Annotated in this window: 19 protein-coding genes and 1 pseudogene; 15 read left to right on the forward strand and 5 right to left on the reverse strand. The window is 71.6% G+C overall.

Annotated features, from left to right (window positions below):
- The first annotated feature begins 228 nt into the window (after nucleotides 1-228).
- From IG94_RS0104400 to aroQ, 3 genes are all read left to right on the forward strand, one after another.
- Entirely contained in the window at nucleotides 229-1,227 is a 999-nt protein-coding gene (locus IG94_RS0104400; protein WP_031031261.1) for a TerC/Alx family metal homeostasis membrane protein, read from the forward strand.
- Between the two features lie 138 nt (nucleotides 1,228-1,365).
- Nucleotides 1,366-2,466, forward strand: coding sequence for a calcium:cation antiporter (locus IG94_RS0104405; RefSeq protein ID WP_031031262.1), 1,101 nt, complete (start codon nucleotides 1,366-1,368; stop codon nucleotides 2,464-2,466).
- A gap of 215 nt (nucleotides 2,467-2,681) precedes the next feature.
- A complete protein-coding gene (aroQ, locus tag IG94_RS0104410; protein WP_031031264.1) occupies nucleotides 2,682-3,155 on the forward strand; it encodes a type II 3-dehydroquinate dehydratase in 474 nt (157 codons plus the stop codon).
- A 76-nt stretch (nucleotides 3,156-3,231) separates the two neighbouring features.
- Here aroQ and IG94_RS0104415 read toward each other — a convergent pair whose 3' ends face one another.
- Together IG94_RS0104415 and IG94_RS0104420 are read right to left on the reverse strand one after the other, a co-directional pair.
- On the reverse strand, nucleotides 3,232-3,888 hold the full coding sequence (locus IG94_RS0104415) for an MBL fold metallo-hydrolase (RefSeq protein ID WP_031031266.1): 657 nt from the start codon (nucleotides 3,886-3,888) through the stop codon (nucleotides 3,232-3,234).
- 56 nt (nucleotides 3,889-3,944) lie between these two features.
- Nucleotides 3,945-4,631: a maleylpyruvate isomerase family mycothiol-dependent enzyme gene (locus IG94_RS0104420; RefSeq protein ID WP_031031269.1), complete on the reverse strand. Its 687-nt coding sequence runs from the start codon at nucleotides 4,629-4,631 to the stop codon at nucleotides 3,945-3,947.
- A gap of 223 nt (nucleotides 4,632-4,854) precedes the next feature.
- Between IG94_RS0104420 and uvrA the strand changes: the two genes are divergently transcribed.
- Nucleotides 4,855-7,878 (forward strand): excinuclease ABC subunit UvrA, encoded by a 3,024-nt coding sequence (gene uvrA, locus IG94_RS0104425; protein ID WP_031031272.1) that lies wholly within the window; start codon nucleotides 4,855-4,857, stop codon nucleotides 7,876-7,878.
- Between the two features lie 99 nt (nucleotides 7,879-7,977).
- Here uvrA and IG94_RS0104430 read toward each other — a convergent pair whose 3' ends face one another.
- Both IG94_RS0104430 and IG94_RS0104435 read right to left on the reverse strand, forming a co-directional pair.
- The gene (locus IG94_RS0104430; protein WP_031031274.1) at nucleotides 7,978-8,886 is read right to left on the reverse strand and encodes a carbohydrate kinase family protein; all 909 of its coding nucleotides are present in this window, start codon (nucleotides 8,884-8,886) and stop codon (nucleotides 7,978-7,980) included.
- Nucleotides 8,883-9,935, reverse strand: a complete 1,053-nt coding sequence (locus tag IG94_RS0104435) for a LacI family DNA-binding transcriptional regulator (protein WP_031031278.1) — start codon at nucleotides 9,933-9,935, stop codon at nucleotides 8,883-8,885. The genes IG94_RS0104430 and IG94_RS0104435 overlap by 4 nt, the downstream gene beginning before the upstream one ends.
- A gap of 228 nt (nucleotides 9,936-10,163) precedes the next feature.
- Between IG94_RS0104435 and IG94_RS0104440 the strand changes: the two genes are divergently transcribed.
- Entirely contained in the window at nucleotides 10,164-10,589 is a 426-nt protein-coding gene (locus IG94_RS0104440) for a Rieske (2Fe-2S) protein (protein ID WP_031031280.1), read from the forward strand.
- Between the two features lie 78 nt (nucleotides 10,590-10,667).
- On the opposite strand, the gene IG94_RS0104450 is transcribed toward IG94_RS0104440, so the two are convergent.
- On the reverse strand, nucleotides 10,668-11,618 hold the full coding sequence (locus IG94_RS0104450; RefSeq protein ID WP_031031282.1) for a hypothetical protein: 951 nt from the start codon (nucleotides 11,616-11,618) through the stop codon (nucleotides 10,668-10,670).
- 405 nt (nucleotides 11,619-12,023) lie between these two features.
- Between IG94_RS0104450 and uvrC the strand changes: the two genes are divergently transcribed.
- From uvrC to IG94_RS0104500, 10 genes and pseudogenes are all read left to right on the forward strand, one after another.
- Complete coding sequence (uvrC, locus tag IG94_RS0104455; protein WP_031031284.1) at nucleotides 12,024-14,180, forward strand: excinuclease ABC subunit UvrC; 2,157 nt, start codon at nucleotides 12,024-12,026, stop codon at nucleotides 14,178-14,180.
- A complete protein-coding gene (gene rapZ / locus IG94_RS0104460) occupies nucleotides 14,177-15,247 on the forward strand; it encodes an RNase adapter RapZ (RefSeq protein WP_031031287.1) in 1,071 nt (356 codons plus the stop codon). Before uvrC ends, rapZ begins: the two co-directional genes overlap by 4 nt.
- Nucleotides 15,244-16,335, forward strand: a complete 1,092-nt coding sequence (locus tag IG94_RS0104465; protein WP_031031290.1) for a gluconeogenesis factor YvcK family protein — start codon at nucleotides 15,244-15,246, stop codon at nucleotides 16,333-16,335. The genes rapZ and IG94_RS0104465 overlap by 4 nt, the downstream gene beginning before the upstream one ends.
- The gene (gene whiA, locus IG94_RS0104470; protein ID WP_031031293.1) at nucleotides 16,326-17,318 is read left to right on the forward strand and encodes a DNA-binding protein WhiA; all 993 of its coding nucleotides are present in this window, start codon (nucleotides 16,326-16,328) and stop codon (nucleotides 17,316-17,318) included. The genes IG94_RS0104465 and whiA overlap by 10 nt, the downstream gene beginning before the upstream one ends.
- Before the next feature lie 585 nt (nucleotides 17,319-17,903).
- Nucleotides 17,904-18,911 carry a type I glyceraldehyde-3-phosphate dehydrogenase gene (gap, locus tag IG94_RS0104475; RefSeq protein WP_031031295.1) on the forward strand — a complete coding sequence of 336 codons (1,008 nt, stop codon included), beginning with the start codon at nucleotides 17,904-17,906 and terminating at the stop codon, nucleotides 18,909-18,911.
- Between the two features lie 139 nt (nucleotides 18,912-19,050).
- Nucleotides 19,051-20,262, forward strand: a complete 1,212-nt coding sequence (locus IG94_RS0104480) for a phosphoglycerate kinase (protein WP_031031310.1) — start codon at nucleotides 19,051-19,053, stop codon at nucleotides 20,260-20,262.
- Nucleotides 20,263-20,300: 38 nt separating this feature from the next.
- Nucleotides 20,301-21,056 (forward strand): triose-phosphate isomerase, encoded by a 756-nt coding sequence (gene tpiA, locus IG94_RS0104485; RefSeq protein ID WP_031031314.1) that lies wholly within the window; start codon nucleotides 20,301-20,303, stop codon nucleotides 21,054-21,056.
- A gap of 157 nt (nucleotides 21,057-21,213) precedes the next feature.
- Nucleotides 21,214-21,450 (forward strand): preprotein translocase subunit SecG, encoded by a 237-nt coding sequence (gene secG / locus IG94_RS0104490; protein ID WP_078535794.1) that lies wholly within the window; start codon nucleotides 21,214-21,216, stop codon nucleotides 21,448-21,450.
- 212 nt (nucleotides 21,451-21,662) lie between these two features.
- Nucleotides 21,663-21,998, forward strand: a complete 336-nt coding sequence (locus tag IG94_RS0104495; protein ID WP_003976875.1) for an RNA polymerase-binding protein RbpA — start codon at nucleotides 21,663-21,665, stop codon at nucleotides 21,996-21,998.
- A 104-nt stretch (nucleotides 21,999-22,102) separates the two neighbouring features.
- Nucleotides 22,103-22,398 (forward strand): annotated as a pseudogene (locus tag IG94_RS0104500) (glucose-6-phosphate isomerase); the annotation flags it as partial.

Raw genomic sequence — 22,398 nt, forward strand, 5'->3', positions numbered from 1 at the left:
TATTTGCGAATCTCTTTACCTTTTCTTGGTGATGGGGGTACTGTCGTCCGTACGGAGGGGAGTACTCCCTGCCTGCTGCGGCGTACCCGTCAATACGGATCAGGCCAGATCCCGGGGCGTCGGCCCGTGAGGTTCCGGACGTGTCACGCGTTCCGGCGCCCGGGGTGGAAGAGACCTCCGGCAGCGACGACGCTGACATCTGCCGTGTGACGTACTGCCGGAGGCGTAGTGGAAGTTTCCGTGACCCTGTGGGTCCTGACCATCGTGGGCCTCGCCGCCCTGATCTCGGTCGATTTCTTCATCGGCCGCAAGCCGCACGACGTGTCGATCAAGGAAGCCGGTATCTGGACCGGTGTCTGGATCGCCCTGGCCGGCCTCTTCGGGCTCGGCCTCCTGCTCTTCGGCGGCGGCCAGCCCGCCGGTGAGTTCTTCGCGGGCTTCATCACCGAGAAGTCCCTCAGCGTGGACAACCTCTTCGTCTTCGTCCTGATCATGGCGAAGTTCGCGGTGCCCTCGCAGTACCAGCAGCGCGTGCTCCTCATCGGTGTCCTCATAGCCCTGGTCCTGCGGGCCATCTTCATCGCCGCGGGCGCCGCGATCCTCGCCAGCTTCGCGTGGGTCTTCTACATCTTCGGCGCCTTCCTCATCTGGACCGCCTGGAAGCTCATCCAGGAGGCCCGGGCCGACGAGGAGGACGAGGAGTTCGAGGAGAACAAGCTGCTCAAGGCGGCCGAGCGCCGCTTCGGCGTCGCCGACCGGTACCACGGCACAAGGCTGTGGATCGAGGAGAACGGCAAGCGGGTCATGACCCCGATGCTGGTCGTGATGCTCGCCATCGGCACCACCGACGTCCTCTTCGCGCTCGACTCCATCCCGGCGATCTTCGGCCTGACCCAGGACCCGTACATCGTCTTCACGGCCAACGCGTTCGCCCTGATGGGGCTGCGGCAGCTGTACTTCCTCATCGGCGGGCTGCTGAAGAAGCTGGTCCACCTCTCCTACGGCCTGTCCGTGATCCTCGGCTTCATCGGCGTCAAGCTGGTGCTGCACGCCCTGCACGAATCCGGTGTGCACGTGCCCGAGATCAGCATTCCGGTCTCGCTCGGCGTGATCTGCTCCGTGCTGATCATCACCACGATCACCAGCCTGCGGGCCTCCAAGAAGCAGGCGGCGGCCGAAGCGGCCGCCGGGCACGACGACGCCTCGAAGGACAGCATCGAGGCCTGATCACCCCGGACCGGCCCCCGACCCGGAATCCGGTACGCGCAGCGGCGGGCGGCACCGAGCCGCCCGCCGCTCCCGAACCCACCGGGCGGGCCGCGGACCCGGAGTGCAGGGCCCGCCACCCTCTGCGACGATCACCGCATGGTCACCGGCTCCAGGGCGCTCCGCACGCAGTGGACGACCGTCGTCCCCCTGGTCGGGGTCGTACTTCTGGTCCTCACCTGGGGCCGCGACCTGCCCGGCCCGGTGATCGCGCTGCTGACCGTCGTCCTCGCGGCGTCCGTCCTGGCCGCCGTGCACCATGCCGAGGTGATCGCCCACCGGGTCGGTGAGCCCTTCGGTTCCCTGGTCCTCGCCGTCGCCGTCACGGTCATCGAGGTCGCGCTCATCGTGACCCTGATGGTGGACGGCGGCGACAAGAGCGCCACCCTGGCCCGGGACACGGTCTTCGCCGCCGTCATGATCACCTGCAACGGCGTCGTCGGCCTCAGCCTCCTGGTCGCCTCGCTGCGCCACGGGATCGCGGTGTTCAACCCGGAGGGCACCGGGGCCGCCCTCGCCACGGTCACGACCCTGGCCACGCTCAGCCTGGTCCTGCCGACGTTCACCACCAGCGCGCCCGGGCCCGAGTTCTCCACCGTCCAGCTGACGTTCGCCGCGCTCTCCTCCCTGGTCCTCTACGGCCTGTTCATCGCGACCCTGACCGTGCGGCACCGCGACTACTTCCAGCCGATCACCCGGCAGGGCGAAGTGATCACCGCCGAGGAGCACGCCCACGCGCCGACCCCGCGAGCGGCCCTGCTCAGCCTGGGGCTGCTGGGCCTGGCCCTGGTCGGCGTCGTCGGCCTGGCGAAGGGCGTCTCGCCGACCATCGAGGACGGTGTGCAGGCGGCCGGCCTCCACCAGGCCGTCGTGGGCGTCGTCATCGCCCTCCTGGTCCTGCTCCCCGAGACCATCGCCGCCGTCCGCTCCGCACGCCGCGACCGGGTGCAGACCAGCCTGAACCTCGCGCTCGGCTCGGCGATGGCGAGCATCGGCCTGACCATCCCGGCGGTCGCCCTCGCCTCCGTGTGGCTGACCGGCCCCCTGGTCCTCGGCCTCAGCTCCATCCACCTGGTGCTGCTCGCCCTGACCGTGGTGGTCGCCTCGCTGACGGTCGTACCGGGCCGGGCCACGCCCCTGCAGGGCGGCGTCCACCTCGTGCTGTTCGCGGCCTACCTGGAACTCGCCGTCAACCCGTGAACCCGGGGGGACACCGGTGGACGGCGGCTCCGTGCCGCACGGAGGGCGCGGCCCGGTGTGGTCCGGCACGGTCCGGTCCGGCGTGCTTCCGTGGATACGTCATCGTCGGCACGGGCGGAGGGTACGGCCCGCCGGTACGCCGGCGCACCGTGATAAACCGGGGGCCGAGCAGCGCCCGCACCAGGGCCGCCGCACCCCGACGGACCGGAGGAACCGTGCCCCGCACCCTGGCCAACGCCCCGATCATGATCCTCAACGGCCCCAACCTGAACCTGCTCGGCCGGCGCCAGCCCGAGATCTACGGCTCCGACACCCTCGCCGACATCGAGGCCCTGTGTGTGAAGGCGGCGGCGGCGCACGGCGGCACGGTGGACTTCCGGCAGTCCAACCACGAGGGAGAACTGGTCGACTGGATCCAGGAGGCCCGGACGGACCACTGCGGGATCGTGATCAACCCCGCCGCGTACTCGCACACGTCCGTCGCGATCCTGGACGCGCTCAACACCTGCGACGGGCTGCCGGTGGTGGAGGTCCACATCTCCAACATCCACCGGCGCGAGCCGTTCCGGCACCACTCCTACGTCTCGCAGCGCGCCGACGGAGTCGTCGCGGGGTGCGGCGTGCAGGGGTACGCGTTCGGGGTGGAGCGGATCGCGGCGCTGGCCGGGACGGGACGGGCGCAGGCCTGAAGCCGGGCGGGTGCGTACGCGCCCGGCGTACGCGCCGGGCGCCCGGCACGCGGTGTACGCGCCGGGCGCCCGGCGCTCACCAGCCGCGCGCGTGCCACTCCGGCAGATGGGGCCGTTCCGCGCCGAGCGACGTGTCGCCGCCGTGACCGGGGTAGACCCAGGTCTCGTCCGGGAGCGCGTCGAAGACCTTGGTCTCCACGTCGTGGATGAGGCTCGCGAACGCCTCCGGGTCCTCGAAGGTGTTGCCCACGCCGCCCGGGAAGAGGCAGTCCCCGGTGAACACGTGGGGATGCCCGTGGGGGTCGTCGTAGACGAGGACGATGGAGCCCGGCGTGTGTCCGACCAGGTGGCGTGCGGTGAGCTCCACGTCCCCCACCCGGATCGTGTCGCCGTCCCCGACCGGGACGTCGGTCGGCACCGGGATGCCCTCGGCGTCGTACCGGCCGGCGTACGTGCGGGCGCCGGTGGCGGCGACGACCTCGGCCAGCGCCTGCCAGTGGTCGCCGTGCCGGTGGGTGGTGACGACGGACGCGATGCCGTCGTCACCGATCGTGCCGAGCAGGGTGTGCGCGTCGTTGGCGGCGTCGATCAGCAGTTGTTCGTCCGTGGCCCGGCAGCGCAGCAGATAGGCGTTGTTGTTCATGGGGCCGACCGCGACCTTGGTGATCATCAGGTCCTTGAGCTCGTGCACGTCGGCGGGTCCGCCGACCGTCACCTCTCCGCTGTACGTCATGGCGGCCAGCCTAGGGCCTGCGGGGACGGCCCGGGGACGGACCGGCTACCCGGTACCTAGAGGGGCGGCAGCGCCGGCAGCCGGCCGCCCTCCACCGTGAGCACGGAGCCCTCGCGGCGGCCGGCGAGCCAGCCGAGCAGGTCGGCGGGGGCGCCGGTGACGGTCACCTCGGGGTCGTCGGCCTCCCGTCCCGTGCGCCACGCGCGCGCGCCGTCCGTCAGCCGGGTGGGCGGCACGTCCGGGTGCCCGGCGAAGCGGGCGGCGAGGAACCCGGTCTCCCGCTCGGTGAACTCGGCCGGCAGGTGCTCCAGCTCGTATCCGATGCCCAGGTCCACGTGGTGCAGTTCCACCTCGATCCAGCGCCGGAAGGGGACCCGGGAGGCGGTGTCGGTGACTCCGTTGCGCAGTTCCACCGTGCGGGACCAGTCGGCGGGCACCGCTCCGGCCTCCTGGAACCGCGCGGCGCTCTCGCGCACGTCGGCGAGCTGGACGGCGAGGGGGCGCGAGGCGTCCCGCTCGATGTCGGCGTCCCGGGCCTCGGCGGAGACGTACATGGGGCGCCCCTGGAGGACGTTCACGACGGCGTCGGCGTTGCGGGCGAGGTGGGCGAGGACGTGGCCGACGCTCCAGCCGGGCAGCCGTGACGACTCCGTCACGGACGCGTTGTGCAGTGTGCCGACCGCGGTCAGCAGCCGTTCGGTCGCGTCACGTACAGACGCCAGGTCACGGGCGTGATCAATCATGCCGCTGACCCTAGACCGGGCCACACCTTCGGGTGAAGGACCTGAACGACGTCCGCAATTCGAATGCACGTGCTATATGGTCGATGACGGCGTCGGGCATGCTGGGAAGTCGGGGTTTGTTGACAACCGGTGAATCCGACCGGCGTTGTCAGTGGCTCCCCCTAGTCTGAGGAAGACGGGGGCCCCGCCCCTGTCACTTCTCTCAAGAAAGGTGCGGACCGGCGTGGCCGACCGTCTCATCGTCCGTGGCGCGCGCGAGCACAACCTGAAGAACGTCTCGCTCGACCTGCCTCGTGACTCGCTCATCGTCTTCACGGGTCTGTCCGGGTCGGGCAAGTCCTCCCTGGCCTTCGACACCATCTTCGCCGAGGGCCAGCGGCGCTACGTGGAGTCGCTCTCCTCCTACGCCCGGCAGTTCCTCGGCCAGATGGACAAGCCCGACGTCGACTTCATCGAGGGCCTCTCCCCGGCGGTCTCCATCGACCAGAAGTCGACCTCGCGCAACCCGCGCTCCACGGTCGGCACCATCACCGAGGTCTACGACTACCTGCGCCTGCTCTTCGCCCGCATCGGCAAGCCGCACTGCCCCGAGTGCGGTCGGCCGATCTCGCGCCAGTCCCCGCAGGCCATCGTGGACAAGGTCCTGGAGCTGCCGGAGGGCAGCCGCTTCCAGGTGCTGTCGCCGCTGGTCCGGGAGCGCAAGGGCGAGTTCGTCGATCTGTTCTCCGACCTCCAGACCAAGGGGTACTCCCGCGCGCGGGTGGACGGCGAGACCGTTCAGCTGTCCAACCCGCCCACGCTGAAGAAGCAGGAGAAACACACCATTGAGGTGGTCGTCGACCGCCTCACCGTCAAGGACTCCGCCAAGCGGCGCCTGACCGACTCCGTCGAGACCGCGCTCGGCCTCTCCGGCGGCATGGTCGTGCTCGACTTCGTCGACCTCCCCGAGGACGACCCCGAGCGCGAGCGCATGTACTCGGAGCACCTGTACTGCCCGTACGACGACCTGTCCTTCGAGGAGCTGGAGCCCCGCTCCTTCTCCTTCAACTCGCCCTTCGGCGCCTGCCCCGACTGCTCCGGCATCGGTACCCGCATGGAGGTCGACCCGGAGCTGATCGTCCCCGACGAGGACAAGTCCCTCGACGAGGGCGCCATCCACCCCTGGTCGCACGGGCACACCAAGGACTACTTCGCCCGCCTCATCGGCGCCCTCGCGGACGCGCTCGGCTTCCGCACGGACATCCCCTTCGCCGGCCTGCCGCTGCGCGCCCGCCGAGCCCTGCTGAACGGTCACAAGACCCAGGTCGAGGTCCGCTACCGCAACCGGTACGGGCGCGAGCGCCGGTACACCACGGCCTTCGAGGGAGCGATCCCCTTCGTCAAGCGCCGGCACAGCGAGGCCGAGAGCGACTCCAGCCGCGAGCGCTTCGAGGGCTACATGCGGGAGGTGCCCTGCCCCACCTGCGAGGGCACCCGGCTCAAGCCCCTCGTCCTCGCGGTCACCGTCATGGGCCGGTCGATCGCCGAGGTCTCGGCGATGTCCATCAGCGACTGCGCGGACTTCCTGGGCGAGCTGAAGCTCAACGCCCGCGACAAGAAGATCGCCGAGCGCGTGCTGAAGGAGGTCAACGAACGGCTGCGCTTCCTGGTCGACGTCGGCCTCGACTACCTCTCGCTCAACCGCGCGGCGGGCACCCTGTCCGGCGGCGAGGCGCAGCGCATCCGCCTGGCCACCCAGATCGGCTCCGGACTCGTCGGCGTGCTCTACGTCCTCGACGAGCCGTCCATCGGCCTGCACCAGCGCGACAACCACCGGCTGATCGAGACCCTCGTCCGGCTCCGCGACATGGGCAACACGCTCATCGTCGTCGAGCACGACGAGGACACCATCAAGGTCGCCGACTGGATCGTCGACATCGGCCCCGGCGCGGGCGAGCACGGCGGCAAAGTCGTGCACAGCGGCTCCTTCAAGGAGCTGCTCGACAACGCCGAGTCGCAGACCGGCCTGTACCTGTCCGGCAGGAAGGCCATCCCGCTGCCCGACCTCCGGCGCCCGCACGACCCGTCCCGGCAGCTCACCGTGCACGGCGCCCGGGAGAACAACCTGCAGGACATCGACGTGTCCTTCCCGCTCGGCGTCTTCACGGCCGTCACCGGCGTCTCGGGATCCGGCAAGTCGACCCTGGTCAACGACATCCTCTACACCCACCTGGCCCGCGAGCTGAACGGCGCGAGGAACGTACCGGGCCGGCACACGCGCGTGGACGGCGACGACCTCGTCGACAAGGTCGTCCACGTCGACCAGTCGCCCATCGGCCGCACCCCGCGGTCCAACCCGGCGACGTACACCGGCGTCTTCGACCACGTCCGCAAGCTGTTCGCCGAGACGACGGAGGCGAAGGTCCGCGGCTACCTGCCCGGCCGGTTCTCCTTCAACGTCAAGGGCGGCCGCTGCGAGAACTGCGCGGGTGACGGCACGATCAAGATCGAGATGAACTTCCTCCCGGACGTCTATGTCCCGTGCGAGGTCTGCCACGGCGCCCGCTACAACCGGGAGACCCTGGAGGTCCACTACAAGGGCAAGTCCATCGCCGACGTCCTGAACATGCCGATCGAGGAGGCGACCGACTTCTTCGAGGCGGTCCCGGCGATCTCCCGGCACATGAAGACCCTCAAGGACGTCGGCCTCGGCTACGTCCGGCTCGGCCAGTCCGCGACCACTCTGTCCGGCGGTGAGGCCCAGCGCGTCAAGCTCGCCAGCGAGCTGCAGCGCCGTTCCACCGGCCGCACGGTCTACGTCCTGGACGAGCCGACCACCGGTCTGCACTTCGAGGACATCAGCAAGCTGCTGACGGTCCTGGCCGGTCTGGTCGACAAGGGCAACACGGTCATCGTCATCGAGCACAACCTCGACGTGATCAAGACCGCCGACTGGGTCGTCGACATGGGGCCCGAGGGCGGCGCCGGCGGTGGCCTGGTGGTCGCCGAGGGCACGCCCGAGCAGGTCGCCGGGGTGCCCGCCAGCCACACCGGCAAGTTCCTGCAGGACGTCCTGGGCGCCGACCGGGTCAGCGACGCGGCCTCGGTGAGGTCTCCGCGCCGGGCGGCGAAGAAGACCGCCGTCAAGAAGTCCGCCGTCAAGGACACGGAGGCCGGGGCGACGGCCGCCAAGACGGCCAGGACCGCGGCCACCAAGAAGGCGGCCAAGCCCGCCGCGAAGAAGGCGACGCGGACGAGCAAGACCTGAGCGACGGCGCCTCGGAGAGGCGAGCGCCGGGGCCCGCGGACGATCGGTTCCGCGGGCCCCGGCGCGTGGTCGTCACGGCGACAGCGGCAGCGGCGCGCGTCAGGCGCGCACCTCGTGGGCGTACGGCGGCTCCGCTCCCGCGCGGGAGCAGGTGACCGCCGCCGCGCGCGCGGCGAAGCCGAGGAGCCCCGTCCAGCCCTCCCGGCCCAGCGCGGCCACGGCCGGCGCGTCGAGCGCGTCGCGGGCCGCGAGACCGTGCAGCAGCGCGGCGTTCACCGTGTCGCCCGCGCCGATCGTGTCGACCACCTCGACCTGCTCGCCCGGCACCGTGTACTCGCCGCCGTCACCGGTGTACGCCGTGAGCCCGGCACCGCCCCGGGTGACCACCACCGCCGCCGGGCCCGCGGCGAGCCACTCCCGGGGCGTGCCGCCGAGCCATTCGGCGTCCTCGGCGGACAGCTTCAGCAGGGACACGGACGGCAGCCAGCTCCGGAACCGCTCCCGGTAGGCGTCCGGGTCGGGGATCAGCCCGGCGCGGATGTTCGGGTCGAGAGCCGTGAACACGCCCCGAGCGGCCGTCTCGCGCAGCAGCTCCTCGTACGCGCTCGCGCCCGGCTCCAGCACCAGGGAGCAGGTCCCGAAGGACACCGCCCGGGTGCCCGGCGGCAGTGCGGCGGGGACTGTGAAGAGCCGGTCCGCCGTCCCCTCCACGTAGAAGGAGTACGCGGCCGAGCCGTCCGTGTCGAGCGAGGCCACGGCGAGCGTCGTCGGCTCGGTCCCGCGCTGCACCGGCGAGACGTCCACGTCGGTCTCCCGCAGCCGCCCGAGGAGCGCCTCGCCGAAGGCGTCGCGGGAGACCCGGGAGCAGAACGCGGCGGGCGAGCCGAGACGGCCCAGGGCGACTGCCGTGTTGTACGGGCCACCGCCGAGCGCCGGCCGCAGCGCGGCGAGGGCGCCCGTGCCCTGCGGTACCAGGTCGATCAGTGCCTCACCGGCGACGACGATCACGGGAGAGTCCTTTCGTGGGCCTCGACGGTCTGCTCGGGGCAGCCGCACGAGGTGCGGTGAACGTAGGTGCAGGGCAGCCGCACGGTCCGCGCGGAACGGTCCGGCGCGGCGAGGCGCTCCAGCAGCAGCTGGACGGCCCGCGCGCCGATGTCCCTGCTGGGCTGGGCGACGGCGGTGAGCCGGGGAGCGAAGAGGTCGGCCCAGGCGAAGTCGTCGAAGCAGCAGAGCGCGAGGTCGCCGGGCACGGACAGGCCCCGGTCCCGCAGGGCCTGCAGGGCACCGATGGTCATCGCGTTGTTCGCGGTGACCAGCGCGGTGGGCGGCACCGCCAGGGACAGCAGTTCGGCCGTGGCCCGTGCACCGCCGGCCGCCTCGGAGTCGCCGTGGACCAGCAGCCGTTCGTCGAAGGGCAGCCCTGCCGCGGCGAGCCCGTGCCGGTACCCGGTGATCCGCTCGCTCGTGGTGCTGAGCCCCGGCCTGCCCGCGACCAGGCCGATCCGCCGGTGGCCGAGCTCGGCGAGGTGGCCGGCGAGCAGGGCTGTCGGCTCGGCGCTCTCGGCGCAGACCTGGTCGAAGGGCGGGGCGTCGGCGTCCTGCGGCGCGCCGACGACCCGGTCGAGGAACACGGCCGGCACCCGGTGGCGCGTGAGGTAGGCGACGAGGTCGCGCGGCTCGGCGGAGGGCGCGACGATCATGCCGTCCACGCGCCGCTCGTGCAGCAGCTGCACGACCTTGCGCTCGTGCCCGGGATCGTCGTGCGGGTCGGCGATCAGCAGGCCGTAGCCGTGCTCCAGGGCGCTCGCCTCGACACCCTGGAGGATCTCCGTGAAGTACGGGTTGCTGATCGCCGACACCGCCAGCCCGATGGAACGGGTGCGGGAGGTCACCAGGGAACGGGCGAGGGTGTTCGGCGTGTAGCCCAGCTCCTCGACGGCGTCCAGCACCGCCTGGCGGGTGCGGGGCAGCACCGGGCGGGTGTCGTTGAGCACGTGCGAGACGGTCGCCACCGAGACCCCGGCACTGCGTGCCACGTCCGCCATGGTCGCCACCGGCCTGCCCCCTTCGCTCACGTGCACGCGCGGCCCGGGCCTTCGGCCCACTGCCGCTGCGCGCCGCACCGGCCGGGACCGTACCCCATCCGACCGCCACGCGTAAACGCTTACGCAAGCGTTTACGCGCCGAGCGGCTCGGCAGCGCGCCCGGTCCACCCGGGGCCGGTGGCGGCCCCGGTCGCCGGATATCGTCGCCCTGCACGCCCCCGACCAGTGGAGACGCCCATGTCCGGCCGTACCGTCCCGAGCCGTCGTACCGTCCTGCGCTCTGCGGTCCTCACCCCTGTCGCCGGACTCGGTCCGGCCGCCTGCTCACCGGGCGACGACGGCGCGGCGCCGGCCAGGCCCACCGCGCCCGTCGAGCTGGGCGCGGACGGCGAGGTGGCCGAGGGCGCGACCAAGCTCTACCGGGACGCGAACGTCGTGGTGAGCCGGGCCGGGGACGGCTCCCTGAAGGCGTTCAGCACGGTCTGCACGCACGCCGGGTGCCCCATCGGGAAGCTGGAGGGGACGAAGCTGGTCTGCCCCTGCCACGGCAGCGAGTTCGACGCCCGGACCGGCGAGGTGCTGCACGCCCCGGCGACCACGCCGCTCGTCGAACTGCCCGTCGAGGTGAAGCGAGGCCGCATCGTCGCGAGCCCCGGCACCTGACACGTGCCCGGCACCCGACGGGAGCGGGCCGGAACCCCTGTCCCGGGCTCGGGAGCCGCTCCCCGGAGGCCGGCCCCCTCACTCCCAGTCCCAGCCGATCCCCAGCATCCCGGACCGCACCCGCGGCTCCACCAGGTGCACCGAACGGTGCCGCCCGCTCAGGGGCAGCTCGTGCCGGCCGCCGCGCGGTGCCGCCGGGGAGTGCTGAGTGAAGCGGTGGCAGCGCACCGGTACGGCCGCGGCGTCGAAGTGCACCTGGAGCGCGTACTGCCCGCCCGCGGCGCCGAACCCGCGGACGTACTCCCGCGACACTCCCGCGGTGCCGTCCTCGACGCCGTACCGGAAGAGATACGTGTCCCCGGTGCGCAGCCGGGTGTCGAAGAGCAGCTCGGCCACGAGTACGCCGGTCTCGTGGTGGGTGCGGACGCGTCCCGTGCGGCAGTTCTCCAGCGCGTGCACGGCCATCCGCGTGGGAGCGCAGCCCGGGTCGCCGTAGTGGACGGCCATGAAACGGTCGACGCCGTCGTGGTGGGCCCGGACGATGTGGTGCGACTCGCGTTCCGCCAGCTCACGGCATGATCCGATCCGGATCCGTTCGTGGTGCCCGAGGGTGTGCACCCCGCCGTCCCCCGGCGGCCGGTCCAGCTCGGCGAGCAACCGGTCCAGGACGTCCGAGGCCTCCAGACGGGCACGGTAGGAGCGGCCGGCGGGCCGCCGGCCCGCGGGCTCCTCGTCGGCCTCGGCGAGCAGGCGGATCAGCGACTCCTCGGGCAGCTGCAGTATCTCCTCGAGGGCCCGCACGGCCCGCAGCGACTCGGGGCGCTGCGGGCGCCGGGCGCCCTGCTGCCAGTAGCTCAGACTCGTGACACCCACCCGCACCCCGTGGCGCGACAGATGGTGCTGCACGCGCTGCAGCGGCAGTCCGCGCGCGGCGATCGCGGCGCGCAGGGCGACGTGGAAGGGGCCACCGCGCAGGGCCGAGTCGAGTTCCGCGGTGGCGAACTCCGCGTGCTGTGTGGCGTGCGGCATGCAGGGGCCTCCCTGTGAAATTCGCGACGGCTGGTCAGACCGTTCGCGCGGATCGGCCGGGGCCGCCCCCGCCCGAGGCGCAGAGGTCTCCACATCCGTACGCCGCGCCACAGGGCCCCGAGTCCCTCCGCATTGAAGCGTGTTGGCCCAGCCCCGACAACACCTGAAGGCCGACCGCCGCATGTCCTGGCCGAGAACGCACGGACCGGGCGTCCCGGGGGCACGCGGTGTGACCGGCCGGCCCCGTACCGTCCTCTCCGGGCGTCCCCGCGCCCCTCCTTCCCGGGCCGTCGCAGGCGCCCCGCCCCGTCGTCCACAGGCACCCGGCTCCGTCGTCCACAGGCACTCCGCGCCGTCGTCCACAGGCCCGCCGGAGTGTCGGTCCCCGCCAGTAGGGTGTGAGTCATGGCCGACCCCTCCAGCTACCGCCCCAGGCCGGGAGAGATCCCGGACTCCCCGGGGGTGTACAGGTTCCGAGACGAGCACCGCCGGGTGATCTACGTCGGAAAGGCGAAGAGCCTGCGCCAGCGCCTGGCGAACTACTTCCAGGACCTGGCGAACCTCCACCCCCGCACCCGCACCATGGTCACCACGGCCGCCTCCGTGGAGTGGACAGTGGTGTCCACGGAGGTCGAGGCGCTGCAGCTGGAGTACTCCTGGATCAAGGAGTACGACCCGCGGTTCAACGTTAAGTACCGCGACGACAAGAGCTACCCGTACCTCGCGGTGACGATGAACGAGGAGTTCCCGCGCGTCCAGGTCATGCGCGGTCAGAAGAAGAAGGGCGTGCGCTACTTCGGGCCCTACGGACACGCCTGGGCGATCCGCGACACGGTCGACCTCCTGCTGCGCGTCTTCCCGGTGCGCACCTGCTCCGCCGGAGTGTTCAAGAACGCCGCCCGCACCGGCCGCCCCTGCCTGCTCGGCTACATCGACAAGTGCTCCGCCCCCTGCGTGGAGCGGATCTCTCCCGAGGACCACCGGGAGCTCGCGGACGAGTTCTGCGACTTCATGGCCGGACGCACGGGCACCTATCTGCGCCGTCTGGAGCGGCAGATGGGCGAGGCCGCCGAGGACATGGAGTACGAGCGGGCGGCCCGCCTGCGCGACGACATCGGGGCCCTGAAGAAGGCCATGGAGAAGAGCGCGGTGGTGCTCGCCGACGCCACCGACGCCGACCTGATCGCGGTCGCCGAGGACGAGTTGGAGGCGGCCGTCCAGATCTTCCACGTGCGCGGCGGACGCGTGCGCGGCCAGCGGGGCTGGGTCACCGACAAGGTCGAGGAGATCACCACCGGCGCCCTCGTCGAACACGCCCTCCAGCAGCTCTACGGCGAGGAGAGCGGGGACGCCGTCCCCAAGGAGGTCCTGGTCCCGGCGCTGCCCGACCCGGTCGAGCCCGTGCAGCAGTGGCTGACCGACCGGCGCGGCTCGGGCGTGTCGCTGCGCATCCCGCAGCGGGGCGACAAGAAGGCGCTGATGGAGACCGTCCAGCGCAACGCCCAGCAGGCGCTCGTCCTGCACAAGACCAAGCGCGCCTCCGACCTGACGACCCGCTCGCGCGCCCTGGAGGAGATCGCCGAGGCCCTCGACCTCGACAGCGCCCCGCTCCGGATCGAGTGCTACGACATCTCTCACCTCCAGGGCGACGACGTCGTGGCCTCCATGGTCGTCTTCGAGGACGGGCTCGCCCGGAAGAGCGAATACCGGCGGTTCCAGATCAAGGGCTTCAGGGGACAGGACGACGTCCGTTCCATGCACGAGGTCATCACCCGCCGCTTCCGCCGCTATCTCGCCGAGAAGGAGAGGACCGGCGAGTGGGCCGACGGCGTGGACGGGACGGAGACCGGCGACGAGCCGCGGCAGGTGGACGGCGGCGGCCCGCGGCCGGTGGACGAGCCGTACGCGGCCGAGCCGGGCGCCGACGGCCGGGCCCTCACCGACGGACCCGCCCTCAAGGACGACGACGGCCGTCCCAAGCGCTTCGCCTACCCGCCGCAGCTCGTCGTCGTGGACGGCGGGCAGCCGCAGGTCGCGGCCGCTCAGCGGGCCCTGGACGAGCTGGGCATCGACGACATCGCCGTCTGCGGCCTCGCCAAGCGCCTTGAGGAGGTCTGGGTGCCCCGCGAGGACGACCCGGTCGTCCTGCCCCGCACCAGCGAGGGGCTGTACCTCCTCCAGCGGGTCCGTGACGAGGCACACCGCTTCGCGATCACCTATCAGCGCACCAAGCGGGCCAAACGCTTCCGGGCCGGCCCGCTGGATGACGTGCCCGGTCTGGGCGAGACCCGCAAGCAGGCGCTGATCAAGCACTTCGGTTCGGTGAAGAAGCTGAGGTCGGCGACGATCGACCAGATCTGCGAGGTGCCCGGCATAGGCCGCAAGACGGCCGAGACGGTCGCCGTGGCCCTCGCCGGGGCGGCCCCGGCCGCGCCGGCCGTGAACACGGCGACCGGAGAGATCATGGATGACGAGGACGGGGCGCCCGAAACGACGGCGGACGCCCTCGGGGAGTCCGTGTCCGCGGGCACCCCGGACGAACGACGGGGGCAGGAGAGATGACCGAACACGAGGCAGAGCCCACAGCGGGACGAGAACAGGCACAGCCCGCGGCCGGCCGGGAACACCCGCAGCCCGCGGCGGGACCGGAGCAGTCCCGCCGCACGACCGGCGAGGAACCGGACCCGGAGCCGGCCGGCTCCGGGCCGCGCCAGGACGACGGAGCACAAGTGAGTACGGGCAAGGAAGCAGCCGGGGCGCACGAGGCGGCCATCCCCGAGCTGGTGATCATCTCCGGCATGTCCGGAGCCGGCCGCTCGACGGCCGCGAAGTGTCTGGAGGACCTCGGCTGGTTCGTCGTCGACAACCTCCCGCCCGCGCTGATCCCCACCATGGTGGAGCTCGGCGCCCGCTCCCAGGGCAATGTGGCGCGGATCGCGGTCGTCGTCGACGTCCGCGGCCGGCGCTTCTTCGACAACCTCCGCGAGTCCCTCGCCGACCTCGACGTCCGCGGCGTCACCCGGCGCATCGTCTTCCTGGAGTCCTCCGACGACGCCCTGGTGCGCCGCTTCGAGTCGGTGCGCCGCCCGCACCCCCTCCAGGGCGACGGCCGCATCGTCGACGGCATCGCCGCCGAGCGGGAGCTCCTGCGGGAGCTGCGCGGCGACGCCGACCTGGTGATCGACACCTCCAGCCTCAACGTGCACGAGCTGCGCGCCAAGATGGACGCCCAGTTCGCCGGAGAGGAGGAGCCCGAGCTGCGGGCCACCGTGATGTCCTTCGGCTTCAAGTACGGCCTCCCGGTCGACGCCGACCTGGTCGTGGACATGCGCTTCCTGCCCAACCCGCACTGGGTCCCGGAACTGCGCCCCTTCACCGGTCTCAACGAGGAGGTGTCGAGCTACGTCCTCAACCAGCCCGGGGCCAAGGAGTTCCTCGACCGCTACGCCGAGCTGCTCCAGCTGATCGCCGCGGGCTACCGTCGGGAGGGCAAGCGCTATGTGACCGTCGCCGTCGGCTGCACCGGCGGCAAGCACCGGTCCGTGGCCGTGTCGGAGAAGCTCGCCGCCCGGCTCGCCGCCGAGGGCGTGGAGACGGTGGTCGTCCACCGGGACATGGGACGGGAATGACAGGACGTACTCCGCGGCTGAGCAGGCTGCGCCGGGGGGCGCCCGAGGGACGCGGCGGCAGACCCGCCGAGACCCGCGCCGCCCGGCCCGAGCAGGCGCGCGGCGGCCGGCCGCGTCGCCGCGGCACCCAGCCCAAGGTCGTCGCCCTCGGCGGCGGCATGGGACTGTCCGCCTCGCTCGCCGCGCTGCGCCGGATCACCGGCGACCTCACCGCCGTCGTCACCGTGGCCGACGACGGCGGTTCCAGCGGGCGCCTGCGCGACGAGCTGGGCGTCCTGCCGCCCGGCGACCTGCGCAAGGCGCTGGCCGCGCTGTGCGGCGACGACGACTGGGGCCAGACCTGGGCCCGTGTGATCCAGCACCGCTTCCAGTCCCAGGGCGACCTGCACGAGCACGCGGTCGGCAACCTGCTGATCGTCGCCCTGTGGGAGCAGCTCGGCGACCACGTCCAGGCCCTGGACCTGGTCGGCAAGCTGCTCGGCGCGCACGGGCGGGTGCTCCCGATGTCCGCCGTCCCGCTGGAGCTGCAGGCCCTGGTGCGGGGCCACAGCTCCGACCGGCCCGACGAGGTGGACACCGTACGGGGGCAGGCGACCGTGGCGCTCACGCCGGGCGAGGTGCAGTCCGTGCACCTGGTGCCCAGCGACCCGCCGGCCGTCCCGGAGGCGGTCGACGCCGTCCTGGACGCCGACTGGGTGGTGCTCGGCCCCGGCTCCTGGTTCTCCTCGGTCATCCCGCACCTGCTCGTGCCGGATCTGCTGGACGCGCTGGTCGAGACGAAGGCCCGCCGCGTGCTCTCACTGAACCTCGCTCCGCAGCCCGGAGAAACCGAGGGCTTCTCTCCGCAGCGTCATTTGGAGGTTTTGGGACGACACGCCCCTAAACTCGCCCTGGACGTGGTGCTGGCCGACGAGGCCGCCGTGCCCGACCGTGACTCGCTCACCGACGCCGCGAAACGGTTCGGCGCCGCGGTCGAGCTGGCTCCGGTCGCGCGGCCCGACGGAAGCCCGAGGCACGACCCGGAGCTGCTGGCCGCCGCGTACGACCGTATTTTTCGGATGCATGGAAGGATCGGCCCATGGCGATGACGGCAGCGGTGAAGAGCGAGATCTCCCAGCTCCCCGTCACCCGGACCTGCTGCAGAAAGGCGGAGGTATCCGCCATGCTGCGGTTCGCCGGAGGCCTCCACCTGGTGAGCGGACGCATCGTGATCGAGGCGGAGCTGGACACCGGGAACGCGGCCCGGCGGCTCAAGCAGGACATCCTGGAGATCTTCGGACACAGTTCCGAACTGATCGTGATGGCGCCGGGCGGGCTGCGCCGCGGCTCGCGCTTCGTCGTCCGGGTGGTCGCGGGCGGGGACCAGCTGGCCCGGCAGACCGGCCTGGTGGACGGCCGGGGCCGCCCGATCCGCGGCCTGCCGCCGCAGGTGGTCTCGGGGGCCACCTGCGACGCCGAGGCCGCCTGGCGCGGCGCCTTCCTGGCGCACGGCTCGCTCACCGAGCCCGGCCGTTCCTCCTCCCTGGAGGTCACCTGCCCCGGCCCCGAGGCCGCGCTCGCCCTGGTCGGCGCCGCCCGGCGGCTGTCGATCGCAGCCAAGGCCCGCGAGGTCCGCGGCGTGGACCGGGTCGTCGTCCGCGACGGCGACGCGATCGGCGCCCTGCTGACCCGGCTCGGCGCCCACGACTCGGTGCTGGCCTGGGAGGAGCGGCGGCTGCGCCGCGAGGTCCGCGCCACCGCCAACCGCCTCGCCAACTTCGACGACGCCAACCTGCGCCGCTCGGCCCGCGCGGCCGTCGCCGCCGGTGCCCGGGTCCAGCGGGCCCTGGAGATCCTCGCCGACGACGTGCCGGAGCACCTCGCCGCCGCGGGCCGGCTCCGCATGGAGCACAAGCAGGCCTCCTTGGAGGAGCTGGGCGCGCTCGCCGACCCGCCGCTGACCAAGGACGCCGTCGCCGGACGCATCCGCCGGCTGCTGGCCATGGCCGACAAGCGCGCCTCCGACCTCGGCATCCCCGGCACCGACGCCAACCTGGGCGAGGACGAACTCGCCGACAACCTCGTCGGCTGACGGGACCTCCCGGACCGGCGGCACCCAGTGCGCCGCCGTGAACCGGGGTCCGATCGCGGGGCCGACAGTGCGTCGCCGCCAACCCGGAGTCCGGCCACGGCGGCCGGCGGCGCGTCGCCGTGGAGCCGGACCCCGCTCGCCGGGCCGGCGGACAGCGCGTCGCCGCGAGCCAGAACAGGTCACGGCGGGGGACACCGCGGTGCCGCGGACCCGGGCCCGGCCACCGCGACCGACAGCCCGCCGGCCGGCCGGTGCCGCCGCCCCTCATGGGTGCCGGTGCCGGCTTCCGTCGTACTGACCGGCGCCCGTCGCGTCGCGATGGTGCGTCGCGGCGGTGAGCGCATGCCCCGGACGAGTGAAAGACGCCTCGCGGTGGACCGGCCCGGGGTCCCCAAATCGGGTGATCCGCCTCGCCGCCGGGGGCGGTCCGTACCTCTACTGCCGGGTACGGGCCGCCCTGCCGGGTATGGGCCGTCTCGATGTCACCCCCGACGCCGTGGGGAGGTAGGGTCGGAGGTGGTCGGGGACATCCCAAATACAGCTCGCCGGCACATCGGGCCGGCGTACCAACGAGGAGATCGGTTCGTGACGATCCGCGTAGGCATCAACGGCTTTGGCCGCATCGGTCGTAACTACTTCCGCGCGCTGCTGGAGCAGGGTGCAGACATCGAGATCGTGGCTGTCAACGACCTGGGTGACACCGCGACCACCGCGCATCTGCTGAAGTACGACACCATCCTCGGCCGCCTCAAGCAGGAGGTCTCGCACACCGAGGACACCATCACCGTCGGCGACAAGACCATCAAGGTCCTCGCCGAGCGCAACCCCGCCGACATCCCGTGGGGCGAGCTGGGTGTCGACGTCGTCATCGAGTCGACCGGCATCTTCACGAAGAAGGCCGACGCCGAGAAGCACATCGCGGGCGGCGCGAAGAAGGTCCTCATCTCGGCCCCGGCCAAGGACGAGGACGTCACCATCGTGATGGGCGTCAACCAGGACAAGTACGACCCGGCGAACCACCACGTCATCTCCAACGCCTCGTGTACCACCAACTGCGTGGCGCCGATGGCGAAGGTCCTCGACGAGAACTTCGGCATCGTCAAGGGTCTGATGACGACGGTGCACGCCTACACGAACGACCAGCGCATCCTCGACTTCCCGCACAAGGACCTCCGCCGCGCCCGCGCCGCCGCGGAGAACATCATCCCGACCACCACGGGCGCCGCCAAGGCCACCGCGCTGGTCCTCCCGCAGCTCAAGGGCAAGCTGGACGGCATCGCCATGCGCGTCCCGGTCCCGACCGGCTCGGTCACCGACCTCGTCCTGGAGCTCGGCCGCGAGGTCACCAAGGAAGAGGTCAACGCCGCCTTCCAGAAGGCCGCCGAGGGCGAGCTCAAGGGCATCGTGGAGTACACCGAGGACCCGATCGTCTCCTCGGACATCGTCAACGCCCCGGCGTCCTGCACCTTCGACTCGTCCCTGACCATGGTCCAGGACGGCAAGAACGTGAAGGTCATCGGCTGGTACGACAACGAGTGGGGCTACTCGAACCGCCTCGTCGACCTCACGGTCTTCGTCGGCAGCCAGCTCTGAGCGACGCAGGACCAGCAGGCACCTCGCATGCGATAGCAGGGCTCGGGCAGCGCAGGGTCGCGCTGCCCGGGCCCTGCGCCGCGTGCGCCGCCACCCGTCCTCGTAGGATCACGAGCGATCCGAGAATCCAGGAGCCCTCTTGAAGACGATCGACGAACTGCTCTCCGAAGACGTCGCGGGCAAGCGCGTCTTCGTCCGCGCCGACCTCAACGTGCCGCTGGACGGCACCACCATCACCGACGACGGCCGCATCCGCGCCGTGGTGCCCACCGTCAAGGCCCTGGCCGACGCGGGCGCGCGCGTGATCGTCGCCTCGCACCTGGGCCGCCCCAAGGGCGCCCCGGACCCCGCCTTCTCCCTGGCCCCGGCCGCCGCCCGCCTGGGTGAACTGCTCGGCGCCGACGTCGCCTTCGCCGACGACACGGTCGGCGCCTCCGCCGAGGCCACCGTGTCCGGCCTCACCGACGGCGGCGTCGCGGTGATCGAGAACCTGCGCTTCAACGCCGGTGAGACCAGCAAGGACGACGCCGAGCGCGCCGCCTTCGCCGACCGGCTGGCCGGCCTCGCGGACGTCTACGTCGGCGACGGCTTCGGGGCGGTGCACCGCAAGCACGCCTCCGTCTTCGACCTGCCCCAGCGGCTGCCGCACTACGCCGGGTACCTCATCGCCACCGAGGTCGGCGTCCTGAAGAAGCTCACCGACGACGTCGAGCGGCCCTACGTGGTCGTCCTCGGCGGTGCCAAGGTCTCCGACAAGCTCGCCGTCATCGACGAGCTGCTCGGCCGCGCCGACCGCATCCTCATCGGCGGCGGCATGGTCTTCACCTTCCTCAAGGCCAAGGGCTACGAGATCGGCACCTCCCTCGTGCAGGAGGACCAGATCGCGGTCGTCCGGGAGTACGCCGAGCGCGCCGAGAAGAGCGGCGTCGAGCTGGTCCTCCCGGTCGACGTCGTGGTCGGGCCCGAGTTCCCTGACCTGAAGACCAAGGCCCGGGCCGACGCCACCACCGTCGCCGCGGACGCCGTCCCGGCCGACCGGATGGGTCTGGACATCGGTACCGAGACCCGCAAGCTGTACGCCTCGAAGCTCGCCGACGCCGCCACCGTCTTCTGGAACGGCCCCATGGGCGTCTTCGAGCACCCCGACTACGCCGAGGGCACCAAAGCGGTCGCCCAGGCCCTCCTCGACGCCCCGGGCTTCACCGTGGTCGGCGGTGGCGACTCCGCCGCGGCCGTCCGTACGCTCGGCTTCGACGAGAACGCATTCGGCCACATCTCGACCGGCGGCGGCGCCTCCCTCGAATACCTCGAGGGCAAGACGCTCCCCGGCCTCGCCGCACTGGAGGACTGACCTCAATGGCATCCAACCCGTCCGCCCGCACGCCGCTGATGGCGGGCAACTGGAAGATGAACCTCAACCACCTCGAGGCCATCGCCCACGTCCAGAAGCTCGCCTTCGCCCTCGCGGACAAGGACTACGACGCCGTCGAGGTCGCCGTCCTCGTGCCCTTCACCGACCTGCGCTCCGTGCAGACGCTGGTCGAGCACGACAAGCTCAAGATCAAGTACGGCGCCCAGGACGTCTCCGCCCACGACGGCGGCGCCTACACCGGCGAGATCTCCGGTCCGATGCTGGCCAAGCTGCGCTGCACCTACGTGGCGATCGGCCACTCCGAGCGGCGGCAGTACCACGCCGAGACCGACGAGCTGGTGAACGCCAAGGTCAAGGCCGCCTACAAGCACGGTCTGACCCCGATCCTGTGCGTCGGCGAGGAGCTGGACGTCCGCGAGGCCGGCAACCACGTCGCCCACACCCTCGCCCAGGTCGAGGGCGGCCTCAAGGATCTCTCCGCCGAGCAGGCCGAGTCGATCGTGATCGCCTACGAGCCCGTGTGGGCCATCGGCACCGGCAAGGTCTGCGGCGCCGACGACGCCCAGGAGGTCTGCGCGGCCGTCCGCGGCAAGCTCGCCGAGCTGTACTCGCAGGAACTGGCCGACAAGGTCCGCATCCAGTACGGCGGGTCCGTCAAGTCCGGCAACGTCGCCGAGATCATGGCGCAGGCCGACATCGACGGCGCCCTGGTCGGCGGTGCCTCGCTGGACTCGGACGAATTCGTCAAGATCGTACGCTTCCGCGACCAGTAGCCGGCACCGGTCGGCCGGACGGGTCGACCAGTGAGTATGCGGTCGCGGCGATACGTCGTACCCTTGCGGGGGCATGGTGGCCTGCGGGCACCGTGCCCCCGCCGTTCATCCCTGTCGTCCGAAGTCGTTATCCGAGTCCGAGGAAGTTGGTCCAGCCGTGGTTTTGGGGTTCTCGATCGCCCTGATCGTCTTCAGCCTGCTGCTGATGCTGCTGGTGCTGATGCACAAGGGAAAGGGCGGCGGCCTCTCCGACATGTTCGGTGGCGGCATGCAGTCGTCCGTCGGCGGCTCCTCGGTCGCCGAGCGCAACCTCGACCGGATCACCGTGGTGGTCGGTCTCTGCTGGTTCGCGTGCATCATGGTGCTCGGCCTGCTGATGAAGGCGAACAACTGACGCGTCACACCGACCGTCCCGCGCTCTTGCACGTAAAGCCCCATGTCCGGTACGCGCCTCACCGCGCCGCCTATCATGGGGCTTGCGTCTGAGCGCTGGAGCTTGTAACTCCAATCACTGGACGCGCGTTGGGCCTTACGTAGACTGAGGCGCTCGCAGTGAAGCGAAACGCCGACTCGCTTTGCGGCACCATCACGCAGGGAGTTACGACCGTGGCAAGTGGCAACGCGATCCGGGGAAGCCGGGTCGGGGCGGGGCCGATGGGCGAGGCCGAGCGTGGCGAGTCCGCGCCGCGTCTGCGCATCTCCTTCTGGTGCTCCAACGGACACGAGACACAGCCGAGCTTCGCGAGCGACGCCCAGGTCCCCGAGACCTGGGACTGCCCGCGCTGCGGCTTCCCCGCCGGACAGGACCGGGACAACCCGCCCGACCCCCCGCGCACCGAGCCCTACAAGACGCACCTGGCGTACGTGCGCGAGCGCCGCAGCGACGCGGACGGCGAGGCGATCCTCGCCGAGGCGCTCGCCAAACTCCGCGGCGAGATCTGAGCCGGACCCCGGTTCGGACCACGTCGGACGCCTTCACTCCCGCTCCATTAGGTTGGACCAGCCGGGACAGCTGGGAAACCTGAGAGAGAAGGCTGAAGTCCGACATGAACGCAGACGGTCGCAACAGGCTCCACCAGACGCCCGAATGGACCGCGCTGGCCAAGCACCGCGAGCAGCTGGGCGAGGTGCGGCTGCGCGAGCTCTTCGCCGCCGAACCGGGACGCGGCAGCGACTGGTCGCTGCGCGTGGGAGACCTGTACGTCGACTACTCCAAGCACCTCGTCACCGACGAGACCCTGCGGCTGCTGCGGGAACTGGCCGCCGCGACCGACGTGTTCGGGCTGCGCGACGCCATGTTCCGCGGCGAGCGGATCAACATCACCGAGGACCGCGCCGTGCT

Source organism: Streptomyces olivaceus, assembly GCF_000721235.1.
Lineage (GTDB): Bacteria > Actinomycetota > Actinomycetes > Streptomycetales > Streptomycetaceae > Streptomyces > Streptomyces olivaceus.